The organism is Serratia sp. A07 (genome assembly GCF_058725505.1).
Map to the genome: position 1 here is coordinate 78,534 of NZ_JBZXDO010000003.1, position 15,700 is coordinate 94,233.

Annotated in this window: 14 protein-coding genes and 1 pseudogene; 13 read left to right on the forward strand and 2 right to left on the reverse strand. The window is 63.0% G+C overall.

Annotation, left to right across the window (positions count from 1 at the left end; all coding sequences use genetic code 11):
* The first annotated feature begins 142 nt into the window (after positions 1-142).
* On the forward strand, positions 143-700 hold the full coding sequence (locus tag AC4PR2_RS04090; protein WP_060423257.1) for a class I SAM-dependent methyltransferase: 558 nt from the start codon (positions 143-145) through the stop codon (positions 698-700).
* Here the strand turns inward: AC4PR2_RS04090 and AC4PR2_RS04095 are convergent, their stop codons facing one another.
* Positions 701-1,162 carry a GNAT family N-acetyltransferase gene (locus tag AC4PR2_RS04095; protein WP_060423260.1) on the reverse strand — a complete coding sequence of 154 codons (462 nt, stop codon included), beginning with the start codon at positions 1,160-1,162 and terminating at the stop codon, positions 701-703. It lies immediately after the preceding gene.
* Positions 1,163-1,377: 215 nt separating this feature from the next.
* Here AC4PR2_RS04095 and AC4PR2_RS04100 point away from each other — a divergent pair, with 215 nt between their 5' ends.
* The 4 genes from AC4PR2_RS04100 (at position 1,378) to aroL (ending at position 5,815) form a co-directional block, all read left to right on the forward strand.
* The gene (locus AC4PR2_RS04100) at positions 1,378-2,493 is read left to right on the forward strand and encodes an ABC transporter substrate-binding protein (RefSeq protein WP_060423264.1); all 1,116 of its coding nucleotides are present in this window, start codon (positions 1,378-1,380) and stop codon (positions 2,491-2,493) included.
* Positions 2,486-4,609, forward strand: coding sequence for a TonB-dependent siderophore receptor (locus AC4PR2_RS04105; protein WP_492174910.1), 2,124 nt, complete (start codon positions 2,486-2,488; stop codon positions 4,607-4,609). Before AC4PR2_RS04100 ends, AC4PR2_RS04105 begins: the two co-directional genes overlap by 8 nt.
* Positions 4,610-4,662: 53 nt before the next feature.
* Positions 4,663-5,181, forward strand: coding sequence for a GNAT family N-acetyltransferase (locus AC4PR2_RS04110; RefSeq protein ID WP_060423270.1), 519 nt, complete (start codon positions 4,663-4,665; stop codon positions 5,179-5,181).
* Between the two features lie 109 nt (positions 5,182-5,290).
* Entirely contained in the window at positions 5,291-5,815 is a 525-nt protein-coding gene (gene aroL, locus AC4PR2_RS04115; protein ID WP_033637260.1) for a shikimate kinase AroL, read from the forward strand.
* 36 nt (positions 5,816-5,851) lie between these two features.
* Here aroL and AC4PR2_RS04120 read toward each other — a convergent pair whose 3' ends face one another.
* Positions 5,852-6,595, reverse strand: a complete 744-nt coding sequence (locus tag AC4PR2_RS04120; protein WP_142109353.1) for a helix-turn-helix domain-containing protein — start codon at positions 6,593-6,595, stop codon at positions 5,852-5,854.
* A gap of 96 nt (positions 6,596-6,691) precedes the next feature.
* On the opposite strand from AC4PR2_RS04120, the gene AC4PR2_RS04125 reads away from it, so the two are divergent.
* From AC4PR2_RS04125 to AC4PR2_RS04160, 8 genes and pseudogenes are all read left to right on the forward strand, one after another.
* Entirely contained in the window at positions 6,692-7,096 is a 405-nt protein-coding gene (locus tag AC4PR2_RS04125; RefSeq protein WP_070915516.1) for a nuclear transport factor 2 family protein, read from the forward strand.
* Between the two features lie 47 nt (positions 7,097-7,143).
* Positions 7,144-7,344: a YaiA family protein gene (locus tag AC4PR2_RS04130; protein ID WP_046688340.1), complete on the forward strand. Its 201-nt coding sequence runs from the start codon at positions 7,144-7,146 to the stop codon at positions 7,342-7,344.
* A gap of 144 nt (positions 7,345-7,488) precedes the next feature.
* Complete coding sequence (locus tag AC4PR2_RS04135; protein ID WP_060423284.1) at positions 7,489-7,989, forward strand: RNA polymerase sigma factor; 501 nt, start codon at positions 7,489-7,491, stop codon at positions 7,987-7,989.
* A 76-nt stretch (positions 7,990-8,065) separates the two neighbouring features.
* Entirely contained in the window at positions 8,066-9,019 is a 954-nt protein-coding gene (locus AC4PR2_RS04140) for a FecR family protein (protein WP_060440594.1), read from the forward strand.
* A gap of 156 nt (positions 9,020-9,175) precedes the next feature.
* A complete protein-coding gene (locus AC4PR2_RS04145) occupies positions 9,176-11,875 on the forward strand; it encodes a TonB-dependent receptor (protein WP_492174911.1) in 2,700 nt (899 codons plus the stop codon).
* Between the two features lie 78 nt (positions 11,876-11,953).
* Positions 11,954-12,520 carry a heme acquisition protein HasA gene (locus tag AC4PR2_RS04150; RefSeq protein WP_033642038.1) on the forward strand — a complete coding sequence of 189 codons (567 nt, stop codon included), beginning with the start codon at positions 11,954-11,956 and terminating at the stop codon, positions 12,518-12,520.
* A 72-nt stretch (positions 12,521-12,592) separates the two neighbouring features.
* A pseudogene (locus AC4PR2_RS04155) lies at positions 12,593-14,371 on the forward strand (type I secretion system permease/ATPase).
* Positions 14,368-15,699: an HlyD family type I secretion periplasmic adaptor subunit gene (locus AC4PR2_RS04160; RefSeq protein WP_060423298.1), complete on the forward strand. Its 1,332-nt coding sequence runs from the start codon at positions 14,368-14,370 to the stop codon at positions 15,697-15,699. The pseudogene AC4PR2_RS04155 and the gene AC4PR2_RS04160 overlap by 4 nt, the downstream one beginning before the upstream one ends.
* Position 15,700 lies beyond the last annotated feature (1 nt).

A 15,700-nucleotide genomic window follows, 5' to 3' on the forward strand; every position in this document is an offset into this window, starting at 1 on the left:
GTCATTATTACGACCGTTTTTCATTTTTCCGCTGCGGCTGAGGTTGCATTTTATTACAACTGTGTCCGCCGCTTTCGGAATCATGTTAATGAATACTTAAGAAATTCGGCTCACATTGAGGACTTAACCCAAGGAGGCCTCAATGTTAAATGCGACCCGGCTGCAACTGATGAATCACTTCGCTTACCTGCAGCAATTTATGGCTTCACCGCGCACCGTCGGTACGCTGGCGCCTTCTTCCCCGTGGCTGTGCCAGGCGATGCTGAACCAGGTTGAATGGACCCGGGCGCTGTCGATCGCGGAGCTGGGGGCGGCGGACGGCGTATTGACCAAACGCATTCTGGGGCGGATGCGCGCCGATGCGGCGCTGGAGGCTTTCGAGATCCAACCGCATTTCGTGCATCGGCTGCGGGGGATAGACGATCGGCGGCTGCAGGTGATGGCCCATTCGGCGACACAAATGGCCACGGATTATGACGTGGTGTTTTCCTGCCTGCCGCTGCTGTCGATCCCGGTCAGGATCAGCGTGCGCATCCTTCAGCAGGCCCGGCAGCGGCTGCTGGCGCGCAACGGCACGCTGGTGCTGTTCCAATACAGCCACCTGTCGGAAAAATTGCTGTCCCGCTATTTTCACTGGAAGCGCCTGCGGGTGGTGCGCAATTTCCCGCCGGCGCTGGTGTATGTCTGTACGCCGCGTTAACTACAGCGTTTTCACCATCACCACCACGTCTTCGTCATACTGCCGCCGGCGCTCCAGAGGTTGCCAACCCCAGCCGGCGTACAGCGCTTCCGATTTGTCGGTGATGAGATGCAAAATCGAATGATGGCGCTGCCGCGCCGCTTCGACGATCGCCATCTCCAGGCGGTGGGCAATGCCCTTGCGGCGGTGATCGGGATGCACGAAGACGCCGGCCAGCCACGGGGTGAGATCCTGGCGCTGATGATCGTCGCTGGGCCACAGGCTGGCCATGCCCACCGGGCGATCGCCGTCGATCATCATCAGCGTCAGGTGATCGTCGCTTGGCCGGCTGCATTGGGCGAAGCGCAGCTGGGTGCGCTCCAGCGTGCCGCCGCGTTGTGAACCCCACTGGCCGAAGGCCCAGGCGGCGCACACATCGGCAAACTGCGGGCACTCCGACAGCGGAATAATGCGTTGATCCATGGATGTCTCCCTATTTTGGTGGTTTCCGCTCTATTTAACCGATTTCCCCGCCATTTTTTTAACTTTTTAAAGCCGCTCTTTTAGCGGTTTCGCCATGTTTCGCCGCGCGCCCGGCGCCGTTTCCCGGATTTCTTTTGGCAATCGCCGTGCAGGATTGCAAGTGCTAATGAGAGTGATTATCATGCGCACACTATTTCCCCCGTGTCGGCTTAATCATGCGCAATTCCCTCATTTTACTGCTGCTTTCCCTGTGCTTCGGCGTGTTCTCCGCTCAGGCGAAGACGGTGACCGATATCACCGGCCGCCAGGTCGTGGTGCCGGACAACCCGCAGCGCATCGTGGTGGGGGAAAGCCGCATGCTGTATACGCTGGCGCTGCTGGAGCCGGGCAACCCGGCGCAGCGCATCGTCGGCTGGCCGGCGGATCTGGCGCGGTTCGATGCGCAAAGCTGGCAGCTCTATACGCAGAAGTTCCCGCAGATCGCCGCGATCCCCATTATCAGCGGCAATAATTTCCGCCAGGTCAATATTGAAAGCCTGCTGCAGCTGAAGCCGGATCTGGTGATCCTGGCGCGCTACGCGCGTGAAGACGGCGATAACGATCTGCTGGTTTCCGCGCTGAACAAGGCCGGCGTGGCGGTAATCTACGTCGATCTGCGCATCGATCTGCTGAACAACACCGTGCCGAGCGTACGGCTGCTGGGCGAAGTGCTCAATCGCCAGCAGCGCGCTGAGCAGTTCATCGCGTTTTATCAGCAGCATATGGCTGTGATTCAGCAGCGGCTGGCGGGCTATCAGGGGCCGAAGCCCAAAGTGATGCTGCACCTGCATCTGGGGCGGCGCGACACCTGCTGCACCACCGCCGCGCATGGCAACCTTGGCGATCTGCTGACCTTCGCCGGCGGCGACAACATCGCCAACGCCAGCGTCAAAGGGGTGTACGGTGAGCTGAACCCGGAAACCATCCTGAGCGCCAATCCCGACGTTTACCTCGCCACCGGCATGGCCGGGCCGCAGGGCAAGCGGCTGTCCGATCTGCGCCTCGGGCCGCAGGTCAGCCAACAGGACGCCGCCGACAGCTTCCGCCGGCTGATCGCCACACAGCCGATGCTGGCCAGCCTGCAGGCGGTGAAGCATCACCGCGCCTGGAGCGTCTGGCACAACTTTTACCTCAGCCCGTACCACGTGGTGCTGGTCGAGATGTTCGCCAAAGCGTTTTACCCGGATCTGTTCGCCGACATTAACCCGCAGCAGACCTTCCAACAGCTGTATCAGCAGTTTTTGCCGTTACCTTTTTCAGGGACCTATTGGAGTCAGTTAGATAATGAATAACAACAAGCGCGGCTGGTGGTGCGCATTGCCTTTGGCGGCCTGCGCGACATCGCCGACGTGGGCGGCGGAGAAAGTCGCGCCGCAGGAAGAGAGCCTGGTTGTGGTCGGTCGCAAAGATGCCGACGGCGTGCAGAGCTATCAGCCGTTGACCAGCGTCACCGGCACCCGCAGCGAAACCAACCTGCTGAACGTGCCGCAGGCGATCGACGTGGTGCCGCAGCAGGTGATTACCGATCAGGCGGTCAGCAGCCTGGACGAAGCGCTGTACAACGTCAGCGGCATTACCCAGGCCAACACGCTGGGCGGCACCCAGGACGCGGTCATGAAACGCGGCTTCGGCGACAACCGCGACGGCTCCATTCTGCGCGACGGCGTGCGCTCGGTGCAGGCGCGCAACTTTACGCCGACCACCGAGCGGGTGGAGGTGCTCAAGGGGCCGGCCTCGATGCTGTACGGCATGGGCGAGCCGGGCGGGATGATCAACATGATCACCAAAAAGCCCCAGTTGCAGCAGCATACCCACGTGGAAGGCTGGGGCAGCAGCTTCAACGGCGGCGGCGGCCAGCTCGACGTTACCGGGCCGCTCGGCACGTCGGGGTTTGCCTATCGCATGATCGTCGATCACGATGAAACCGATTACTGGCGCAACTTTGGCCGCAATCGCCAGACGGTGATCGCGCCGTCGTTGATGTGGTACGGCGAGAACACCACCGTGCGCTTGGCCTATGAACATATGGAATATCTGGTGCCGTTCGATCGCGGCACCATTATCGATTCGCGCACCGGCAAACCGGTGAATACGCCGCGCGATCGCCGTTTCGACGAAGCCTATAATGCCACCCGCGGCGATCAGGACAGCATTACCCTGCAGATCGATCAAACGCTCAACGAGCGCTGGAAAAGCTCACTGACCTACGCCTACAGCCGCAACAGCTACAGCGACAACCAGGCGCGCGCCACGGCGCTGAACCCGGTGACCGGCGTGTTGAGCCGCCAGGCCGACTCGACTGCCAACGCCGTCAGCCACGCCAACGCGGTGCAGCTGACGCTCAATGGCGACGTGGACTGGGGCAGCATCAACCACCAGATGCTGTTCGGCTTCGATTTTGAAGATAACCGTACCTTCCGCGGCGACATGATCCGCGGCAAAAAGAACAGCGATTTCAATATCTATCATCCGGTATACGGCCTGATGCCGCCGTCGACGGCGGTCAGCGCCAAAGACAGCGACCAGCGGGAAAACCTCACCAGCTACGGTTGGTTTATGCAGGACTCCATCCAGCTAACCGATAAATGGCTGGTGATGGGCGGCCTGCGTTACGACGCTTTCGACGTCTATGCCGGCAAGGGGCGGCCGTTCCAGGCCAATACCGACAGCTCGGACAGCAAGCTGGTGCCGCGCGCCGGGGTGGTGTACAAGCTGACGCCTTATGTGTCGCTGTACAGCAGCTATACCGAGTCGTTCAAGCCGAACTCTTCCATCGCCACCCAAATTGGTTCGCTGCCGCCGGAGCAGGGCAAGTCGTGGGAAGTCGGCGGCAAGCTGGCGTTGCCGAACGGCGTCACCGGCACGCTGGCGCTGTTCGACATCACCAAGCGCAACGTGATGGTCAATGAGCTGGTGGAGGGCGAAACCGTGACGCGTACCGCCGGGCGCGTACGTTCGCAGGGCGTGGAGCTGGACGTAGCCGGTAACCTCACCGATTCGCTGAGCCTGATCGGCTCCTATGCGTATACCGACGCGCGGGTGGTGGACGATCCGGACAACAAGGGGAAAGAGATGACCAACGTGGCGCGCCACACCGCCTCGCTGTTCCTGACCCAGAACCTGGGCAGCCCGGGCTTCTACAGCGGCGATGAGGTGCGCATTGGCGCCGGTGCGCGCTACGTAGGACGCCGCCCGGGTGACGCTGCCAACAGCTTCTCCCTGGATATTTACACCGTTGCCGATGCGTTCGCCGCTTACACCATGCCGATCAACGGCTATCGGGTGAAATGGCAGCTGAACGTGAAGAACCTGTTCGATAAAACTTACTACCCGTCCAGCGGCGGTAATTTGCGCGTGGCGGTGGGGGAACCGCGTGAGGTGGTGCTGCGCGGCAGTATCGATTTCTAAGCTACGGGCGGTGAAATTTGCTTAAATAACCGCCCCAACGTTAAGGAGAACCCATGAGCCTGCAGATTCGTTTGGCGCAGCAGCGGGATATCGTGCATCTGATGGCGGTTGAACGTTCGGCGGCGCAGCTGTTTCGCCAGCAGCCGGAATGGCGCTTTATCGCCGAAGGCGAGGTGATGGCCCCGCAGCAGCATGCCGCGTTTATTGCCGAACGCCGTGAATGGCTGGCGGAAAGCGACAACGGCGAGTGCGCCGGTTTTATCGCCGTGCAGGCTCAGGGGGAAGATTGGCACATCGCCGAATTGTCGGTCGCCGGCACCTGGCAGCGGCAGGGCGTCGGCCGTCGCCTGATCGGCGCGGTGGCGGAAGAGGCCAAACGGCAGGGCGCCGGCCGCCTGACGCTCACTACCTTCATTGAGGTGCCGTGGAATGCGCCTTACTACCGGCGGCTGGGATTCCGGCCGCTCGACGACGCGCGCCTCACGGCTGCCCTGCGGCGGCATCTGGATGAGGATCTGGCGCACGGCTTTGCCGCAGGCAGTCGCTGTGCCATGGAATTTACACTGTCGTAAATATTGAAATACAGAGCGGGCAGGGTATGATGCTGCCACCACGCCATCGCACCCGCTCGGTATTTTGGTATGCAATGCACTCAAGTCACCGCATAAGGGACAACCCGTAATGACACAAACCCTGTTCATGATAGGCGCTCGCGGAGCCGGCAAGACCACGGTAGGCAGCGCATTGGCGCTGGCGTTGGGCTATCAGTTCGTCGATACCGATCTGTTTATGCAGCAGGCGGCGCAGATGAGCGTGGCGGAAATGGTCGAGCGCGAGGGCTGGCTGGGGTTCCGCCGCCGCGAGACCATCGCGTTGCAAACCGTGACCAAGCCGTCAACTATAGTTGCCACCGGCGGCGGGGCGATCCTGGCGGAGGAGAACCGTCAGTTTATGCGTCAGCATGGCACCGTTATCTACCTGCGCGCGCCTGCCAGCGTGTTGGCGCAGCGGCTGGAAGAGTACCCGGAAGATGCGCAGCGCCCGACGCTCACCGGCAGGCCGATCGCCGAAGAGATGCTCGAGGTGCTGGCGGCGCGCGAAGCGCTGTATCAGGACGCCGCGCATTACGTGATAGACGGCGCCGCCGATCCGCAGCGGGTGGTGGAACAAATCCTCGCGGTGCTGCCGCGTGAGACGGTGAAGTAACCCTTTCTTCTCTTCGGGCGCTGGGCGCCCGTTTTCTTATTCCGTTTGCCGAGCCGGCGCAAAGTACGCCCCGGGCGTGACGCCGAAGCGGCGGCGAAAGGCGGCGATATAGGCGCTGACGTTGTCATAGCCACAGGCGTCGGCCACCTCGCTGACCGCTTCGCCGCGTGATAATCCCTCCAGTGAACGCAATACCCGCGCCTGCTGGCGCCACAGCGCGAAGCTGATGCCGGTTTCCTGCAGAAAACGGCGGCTCAGGGTGCGCGGGCTGAGCCCGGCCCAGGTGGCCCAGTCGCACTGGCTGCGCAGGCTGGCGGGATCGTTCAGCAGCGCCCGGGCGATGTTCAGCAACCGTGCGTCCTGCGGCAGCGGCAATTGCAAAGGGGCGCGGCTTGCCGCGTGCATTTCGTCCAGCAGCACCTGCAGCAGCCGCTGTTGCGGCGCACTCAGCGGGCCGGCGGGGAACTGCGCGATGCGCTCCACCAGGGCTTGCAACAGCGCAGAGGCCGTGAACAGCTGCGGCTGCGGCGGCATCTCCGGCAGGCTTTCCACCGGCAGATACAGACTCCAGCCCGCCACGTCGCCGCAGGCCAGCGCCTGATGGGCGTATCCCGGCGGCAGCCAGCCCAGCGTACCGCCGGTGATCGCCCATTGCCGGCCTGGGAGTTCCATGGCCAGCATGCCGCGCGTCAAGAGATAGATCTGGCCGCCTTCGTGCCGGTGCCAGGGCGTCAGGTGTTTTTTTTCATGCTGAAGGCGTTGGCTGCGGATCTGCGTCATGTTGGCCGTTTAACGTTATTAAAAGTCTTGATGTGGTTATTATGCCATCGCTTGAGCGGGATAGGATCGTCGTTCACCCTATTTCGGAGAAACATGATGACTCAACTTACCCCACTGGATCTGGTACTCGATACGCTGCAGCAGGTCGTCGCCAGCCCGGAGCACCGGCCGACGCAGCTCGCCGCCCGTTTCAGCGCAGACTACCGCCAGCAGGTGGATGGCAAGGTGCTGAACTTCGAGCAGTTTGAGCAACACATGGCGCTGCTGAAGCGGCAAACCCGCCGCATGACGCTGAGCGTGATCGCGGCGGCGGAGCAGGGCGAGGCGGTGCTGACCCACCATCTGGTCGAGCTGGAAAAGTGCGATGGTTCTTGCAGCCGCGTGCGGGTGCTGGCGCACTTCACCGTGCGTGAGGGCCGCATTTGCGCCTGTGACGAACTGACCGAGCTGTTGGCGGGCTCCCCCGGCGATCGCGATCTTGGCTCGCGCGTGTCGGAATGAGGGCGGCTGCTATACTTGCTACTGTGTGAAACACACGGGAGAACGGCATGCGCGAAAATGATCAACCTGCTTATCCACGGAGCGCCCGCGTCGTAGAGGTGTTTCGGGGCGACCCGAGCCTGCATCTGCGCCGTTTTGAAGTGCGCACCGACGACATTGAGCCGAATACGCTGCTCAGTGAACATGAAACCGAGCAGGAAGCGCTCGACGCCAAGCATCGCTATGAGGACGAGGCGTTAGAGCTCTGACCTGCAGCCCAGCGGAAACCGGCGTCAGGCCGGTTTCCTGTTTATCCCCGCCTTAGCACATATTTCCCAGAACAATATTGATAATGATAATCATTTGTGTGATTTTTATCGCCCCTATTGGGTGTTTCACTTCTGGGAAAAGAGATGTCCAATTCCGAGTTGCAGGCGCTGTTTCTGCGCCACATGCGGCCGCTGCAAACTTATTTGAACGCCAAACTGCGCGACCCTCAGCTGGCCGCGGATTTGGCGCAGGAAAGTTTTACCCGCCTTACCGAGCAATATCCGCAGGGTAACATTCTCGATATTGAGGCCTACCTGTATAAAACCGCCAAAAACCTGATGCTCGACCATCTGCGCCAGCAGCAGCGGCGGCAGACCGAAGCGGTAGAAGACGACATTCTGGCGCAGTATCCCTCCGGCGAACCGGCGCTTGAACAACTGGCGATCGATAGCCAACTGCTGCAGCTGTTGCAACAGGCGTTGGCGGGCATGCCGTCGCGCACGCAGCAGATTTTCCGCCTTAACCGGCTCGATGGCCTGACCCAGGCGCAGGTGGCGGCGCAGCTGGGCGTGTCGCTCAGCACGGTGGAAAAACACCTGGCCAGCGCGCTCGAGCGGCTGATGGCGCGTATGGAAGAACAATAATGGCAATTTTTTTACCGGTTTATCCGCCCTCAGACGTCTTAACCTATAACCAGAAAAAACAGGGGGCTACGTCATCATGAAACCGCTAACCGCGCAGGCGCGACAGCAGGCGGCCGCCTGGGCCGTACGCCTGGCCGAAGGGGCGCTGCCCGCCGAACGGCGGCAAGCGCTGGACGCCTGGCTGGCCGATGATCCGCAGCATCCGGCGGCGCTGCGTCAGGCGCGCCAGCTTTGGACGACGCTGGGGCAGTTGCCGCCAGAGCAGCGGCAGGCCTTACAGCCGCAGGTGGCGGCGCTGAAAACGCCCTCTCGCCATCGATGGCCACGCTGGGCGGTGGCGGCGGCTGTGGCGATCGCCGTTTCCTTCGGCGTTTATCGCGGGCCGGATCTGTGGATCGGCATGCAGGCGGATTATCAAACCGTTCGCGGCGAGGTGCGCGAAGTTGCGTTGCCGGACGGCAGCCGGGTGGCGCTGGACAGCGGCAGCGCGATCGCGCTGGCGTATTCTGCAGACGAGCGCAAGGTGCGATTGCTGCGCGGCACCGCCTATTTTATCGTCGCGCCGCTGGGCGGGGCGGAACGTCGCCCGTTCAGGGTGGAGGCGGAAAATGGCGTCACGCAGGCGCTGGGCACCGAGTTCAGCGTAGCGCGCACCGAGCAGGGCGTGGATGTCAGCGTGCATCAGCACAGTGTGCGGGTGACGCTCGAGCGCGGCGAGCGCTCGCTGGTGGTCGCGCAACGTCAGGCGGCGCATTACCGCAGCGGCCTGCTGTGGCTGACGCGGCAAGCGGCCGGTGATGACGCCTGGCGGCGCGGCTGGCTGGTGATCGACCGCCAACCGCTGGCGCAGGCGCTCGCGCAGCTCAATCGCTATCGCGAAACCCGCATCGTGGCGGTCAACCCCGCGCTAAGAGCACGCACGGTGAGCGGCGTGTTCGCGCTCAATAAACTCGATGACGGCGTCGGCGCCATTCGTCAGGAACTCTCCGCCCGTCAGCTGAATCTCCCCGGCATCACGCTGCTGTACTGAGCGGCAAAGGCGGGCCGGGATGCCCGTTTCGCCGCTATTTTCACTTTCTGTAAAAAATCTTTACGGGTTTTTGCCTCCCGGAACGTCCTTATGTTTAAACGAGATTGATTTCCATTATCACTTGGTTTGGCATTCTTTCGGGTGGAACACACACGCATGTTTATTCACAAGGGAACCACGCCGGCCGGCCGATTGGCCACGGCGGTACGCGCTGCGCTGGCGGCGATGATGCTGACTCAGCCGGCGGTGGCGCTCGCCGCCCAGGCTGACGCGAGCAGCGCGCAGGCCGCACAGCAAAAGCATTTCAACATTGCGGCGCAGCCGCTGCAGAGCGCCATGTTGCGCTTCGCCGAGCAGGCCGATATGCAGGTATTTTTCGACGAGGTGAAGCTCGACGGCATGCAGGCGGCGGCGCTGAACGGCAGCATGAGCGTTGAACAGGGCCTGCGGCGCTTGATTGGCGACAATCCGGTGGCTTTCCGCCTGCAGCCGCAGGGGCAGATCGTATTGAGCCGGCTGCCGACGGCAAACGGCGACGGCGGTGCGCTGGCGCTGGATAGCCTGACGGTGCTGGGCGCCGGCGGCATCAACGCCAACGATTGGGTTTACGACGAACCGCGCTCGGTCAGCGTCATCAGCCGCGAACAGATGGATAACCGCCCGGCGCGACACGCGGCCGATATTCTGGAGCAGACGACGGGGGCCTATTCCAGCGTCAGCCAGCAAGATCCGGCGCTGTCGGTCAACATCCGCGGCATACAAGACTATGGCCGGGTGAACATGAATATCGACGGCATGCGGCAGAATTTTCAAAAGAGCGGCCATGGCCAGCGTAATGGCACCATGTACATCGATTCCGAACTGCTGTCCGGCGTGACCATCGACAAGGGCACCTCCGGCGGCATGGGCAGCGCCGGTACGCTCGGCGGTATCGCCACCTTCAATACCGTCAGCGCGAGCGATTTCCTGGCGCCGGGCAAAGAACTGGGCGGCAAGCTGCACGCCAGCACCGGCGATAACGGCACCCACTTCATCGGCAGCGGCATACTGGCATTGGGCAACGAAACCGGCGATATCCTGCTGGCCGCCAGCGAACGCCACCTCGGCGACTATTGGCCCGGCAACAAGGGCGATATCGGCAACATTAGTATCAATAATGACACCGGCAATTACGATCGCTACGCCGAGAGCATCAAGAACAACAAAATCCCCGACACAAACTACCGCATGCACTCGCGGCTGGCCAAGGTGGGCTGGAATCTGCCCGCCAACCAGCGCCTGCAGCTGAGCTATCTGCAGACCCAGACCGCGTCGCCGATCGCCGGCACCTTGACCAACCTGGGCAGCCGGCCGCCCTATGAACTGGGCTGGAAGCGCACCGGTTACAGCGACGTGATGGCGCGCAACGCGGCGTTTGACTACAGCCTGGCGCCGGAAGGCGTCGACTGGCTCGATTTTCAGGCCAAGCTGTATTACGTCGATACTCAGGACGACAGCGACACCTACAGCACCAGCTCGCTGCTGGACAACGGCTACGCGACGCGCACTCGTCTGCGTACCTATGGCGCGCAGGCGCAAAACACCTCGCGCTTCAGCCTGGCGCCGGGGCACGACTTCCGCGCCAACTACGGGCTGGAGTTCTATTACGACAAAGCGACCAGCGACTCTTCCCGTCAGGGCATGGAAGGGGTGACGCCGGCCGGCAACCGTTCGGTAGCCAGCCTGTTCGCCAACCTGACCTACGACTACGACGGCTGGCTGACACTGGAGGGCGGGCTGCGTTACGACCGCTATCGCCTGCGCGGCCAGACCGGCCTGAGCTATCCGGATTTGGCTAAGGATGGTCAACGCTACACGATTGACAATCCTTGCAAAGCGCTGCGTCTGACCGGCTGTTCAACCACCACCCGCGAGGATTGGGCGGTTGACCGCGATCAGGGCAAACTGTCGCCGACGCTGGCGGTGGCGGTGCGCCCCGGCGTGGAGTGGCTGGAGCTGTATTCCACCTACGGTAAATCCTGGCGGCCGCCGGCGATCACCGAAACGCTGACCAACGGCAGCGCGCACAGTTCTTCCACGCAATACCCCAACCCGTTCCTGCAGGCCGAACGCTCGCGCGCCTGGGAAGTCGGGTTCAACGTGCAGCAGCCGGATCTGTGGTTTGAGGGCGATCGGCTGGTGGCCAAGGTGGCCTACTTCGACACCAAAGTGGACAACTACATCAACCTGGCGATAGACCGCAATAAACCGGGGCTGGTGCAGCCGAGCATCGGCAATGCCGCTTACGTCAACAACCTGTCGAAAACCCGCTTCCGCGGGCTGGAGTATCAGCTCAACTATGACGCCGGGGTGTTCTACGCCGACCTGACCTACACCCATATGATCGGCAAAAACGAGTTCTGCTCGAACAAAGCCTGGCTGGGAGGGCGTCTGCGCTACGGCGACGGTTCGCGCCGCGGCAACTTCTATGTTGAACCGGATGCCGCGTCCAATGATGCCGTCACGTGCGACGGGGGCTCGCAGTTCGGCACGGCCGCCTATCTGCCGGGCGATCGCGGCTCGGTGACGCTGGGCGGCCGCGCTTTCGATCGCAAGCTGGACGCCGGGGTGACCGTGCGCTTCGCGCCGGGCTATCAGGACAGCTCGGTGCCGTCCAACTACCCGTACCTGGCCGACTGGCCGAAGTATACCCTGTTCGATCTGTACGCCAGCTACAAGCTGACCGACAGCCTGACGCTGCGCGGCTCGGTGGAGAACCTGACCAACCGCGCCTACGTCGTCAGCTACGGCGAGACGCTGGCCAACACGCTGGGGCGTGGCCGCACCGTGCAGGGCGGGGTGGAATACCGTTTTTAAGCAGTAAAAGGGCGTTGCTCATTCTTGAGCACAAGGGCGGCCTCGCAAGGGGCGCCATTCATCAATGGAGATAGAGAAATGGCATTTTCAGTCAACTATGACAGCAGCTTCGGCAGCTACAGCATCCATAACTATCTGAACGAGTGGGCGTCGTCATTTGGCGATATCAACCACACCAACGGTAACGTCACCGACTCCAACAGCGGCGGCTTCTATGGCGGCAGCCTGTCCGGCAGCCAATACGCCGTGACCAGCACCGCCAACAACGTTACCTCGTTCGTGGCGGGCGGCAACCTGACCTACACCTTGTTCAATGCCCCGGCGCACACCCTGTACGGCCAGCTGGATTCGCTGTCGTTCGGCGACGGCCTGAACGGCGGCGGCTCCACGCCGTACAACATCCAGGTGCCTGACGTCAGCTTCGGCGGCCTGAACCTCAGCAGCCTGCAGGCGCAGGGTCACGATGGCGTGGTGCACCAGGTGGTGTACGGCCTGATGTCCGGCGATACCGGCGCGCTGGAAACCGCGCTGAACGGCATCCTCGACGACTACGGCCTGAGCGTCAATTCCACCTTCGATCAGGTGGCGGCAGCGACGGCGGTGGGCGTGCAGCATGCCGACAGCCCGGAACTGCTGGCGGCCTGATCGCGGCCGTTTGCCCGCCGGTGCCGCGCGCCCCGGCGGGCATTTTCTCGTTTTTAGCCGATGGAAAACGCCATGAAAAACGCCGTCAGGCGCGGAGAAGTGATGAACGTGCTGGCCGCATACCGGCGCGGATTTTGGGGCATCGCGCTGTTTACCGCGGTGATCAACCTGCTGATGCTGGCCCCGGCGCTGTACATGCTGCAGGTCTACGATCGCGTGTTGCCGTCGGGCAACCGCATGACGCTGGCGATGCTGACCCTGATGGTGGTCGGCCTTTACCTGTTTATGGGGCTGCTGGAGTGGGTGCGCAGCCAGGTGGTGATCCGCCTCGGCGCCCAGATGGATATGCGCCTGAATCAGCGGGTCTACGACGCCGCCTTCGAAACCAATCTGAAAACCGGCAACCCGCTGGCGGGGCAGGCGCTGAACGATCTGACCAACCTGCGCCAGTTCGCCACCGGCAATGCGCTGTTCGCCTTTTTCGATGCCCCCTGGTTCCCGGTTTATCTGCTGGTGGTTTTTCTGCTCCACCCCTGGCTTGGCGCGTTGGCCAGCGCCGGAGTGATCGTGCTGGTGCTGCTGGCCTGGCTCAACCAGCGGGTGTCGCAGGCGCCGCTCGCGGAGGCCGGCCGGGTCGCGCTGAGCGCCACGCAGCAGGCCAACGGCAACCTGCGCAATGCGGAGGCCATCGCCGCCATGGGGATGCTGACCGACTTGCGCCTGCGCTGGCTACGGCAGCATCAGCAGTTCCTGCTGTTGCAGAACCGCGCCAGCGAGAAAATCGCCGCCGTCACCGCCTGGTCGAAAACCGTGCGGCTGGCGCTGCAGTCGCTGATGTTGGGCTGCGGGGCGCTGCTGGCGGTCAACGGCGACATTACGCCGGGCATGATGATCGCCGGATCGATCCTGATTGGCAGGGTGCTGGGGCCGATCGATCAGCTGATCGGCGCCTGGAAGCAGTGGTCGTCGGCGCGCCAGTCCCTGTAGCGGCTGGAGGTGATGCTGGCCGCCAACCCGCCGCAGGCGGCGAGCCTGCCGCTGCCGGCGCCCAGCGGCGCATTGGCCGTGAATCAGCTGACCGCCGCTGCGCCCGGGGGGAGCGTACCGGTGTTGCACTGCGTCAGTTTTCGTCTGGAGGCCGGCGAGGTGCTGGGCGTCATTGGCGCATCCGGCTCCGGCAAAACGCTGCTGATGCGCCAACTGGTCGGCGCGCTGACGCCGCTCAGCGGCGACGTGCGGCTGGACGGCGCGGATCTCCTGCAGTGGGACAAACAGCAGCTGGGGCCGCATATCGGCTATCTGCCGCAGGATATCCAGCTGTTCGCCGGTACGCTGACGGAAAACATCGCCCGCTTTGGCCTGGTTGACGCCGAGAAGGTGGTGGCCGCCGCCGCGCTGGCCGGCGTGCACCAATTGATCCTGCATTTGCCCAAAGGGTATGAAACCGAGCTGGGCGAGAGCGGCAGCGGCCTGTCCGGCGGCCAGCGTCAGCGGGTGGCGCTGGCGCGCGCGCTGTATGGCTCTCCGGCGTTGGTGGTGCTGGATGAACCGAATGCCAACCTCGATCGTGAAGGGGAAGAGGCGCTGCAGCGGGCGATCGAAGCGCTGAAGGCGCGCGGCACCACCATCGTGTTGGTGACTCATAAACCGGCGATCCTGGCGACGACCGACAAATTGCTGGTGCTGGCTGCCGGTCAGGTGCAGCACTTCGGCCCCAGCGACGCCATCCTGAAGAAACTGCCTGGTTTTACGCCCGCTGCCGTACCGGCCAATGCCGGCCGCAGCAGCGGCGGTTTCAACGTCAACTACGCCAACTTTGCCAAAACGGCCAGCGGTGAACGAAAAGTATGAGCAATCAGAGTGTGATCCCCGGCGATATCGACGCCCTTTCCCGACAGTTCGACGAAGGGCGTCATCTGCGGCTCGGCAGCTGGCTGGTGCTGCTGGGATTTGGCGGCTTCCTGCTGTGGGGGCTGTTGGCACCGTTGGATAAGGGCGTGCCGGTTTCCGGCAGCGTGGTGGTGGCCGGTAACCGCAAGGCGGTACAGCACCCGAGCGGCGGCGTGGTGTCGCAAATTCAGGTGCATGAGGGGGATCGGGTCCGCGCCGGGCAGGTGCTGTTGCTGATGGATACCGTCGACAGCCGCACCCAGCGCGATGCGCTGCGCAGCCAGCAGTTGAGCAACGCCGCGCAGCGGGCGCGGCTGCAGGCCGAGCGCGACGGCCTGCAGGCGATCGTTTTCCCCGCGTTGTTGCAAGCGCGGCGGGAGGAGCCGGAGGTGATGTCGTTGATGCTGTTGCAACAGCAGCTGTTCACCAGCCGCCGTGCGGCGTTGCAGAGCGAGCTGGCGGCGATCGCGGAGAGCATCGCCGGATCGCAGGCGATGCTGGAGGGGATCCGGCAGTCTTACGCCAGCAAACAGCGGCAAAAGGCCATGTTGCAGGAGCAGCTGGGCGGCATGCGCAAGCTGGCGGCGCAGGGGTATGTGGCGCGCAACCGGCTGCTGGATCTGGAAGGGCAGTATGCGCAGATCGACGGCCAGGCGTCCGAAGACACGGGCAATATCGGCCGCCTGGGGCGCCAGATCCTGGAGCTGAAGCTGCGGGCGATCCAGCGGCGGGAAGAGTATCAGAAAGAGGTCAGCAGCCAGCTGGCCGAGGTGCGGATGAAGCTGGACGAACTGGATAACCGCCTGGCCAAGGCGGAGGCCGATCTGGGCCATACGCAGGTGAAAGCGCCGGTGGCGGGCACCGTGGTGGGGCTGAGCGTGTTCACCGAAGGCGGCGTGATCGGCGCCGGTCAGCAGCTGATGGAGATCGTGCCCAGCGATCGGGGGCTGCAGGTGGAGGCGCGTATCCCGGTCGAGCTGATCGACAAGGTGCAGGTGGGGTTGCCGGTCGAGCTGTTGTTCTCGGCGTTTAACCAAAGCACCACGCCGCGCGTTGAGGGCGAAGTGACGCTGGTCGGGGCCGATCGCTTGACCGACGAGAAAAGCGGTGCGCCCTATTACAGCGTGCGCGCCAAGGTCAGCGAAGCGGGTTTGCAGCGGTTGAACGGGTTGGAGATCCGCCCGGGGATGCCGGTCGAAGGGTTCATCCGCACCGGCGAGCGTTCGATGATGAACTACCTGTTCAAACCGCTGACCGATCGCCTTCACCTGGCGCTGACGGAAGAGTGAG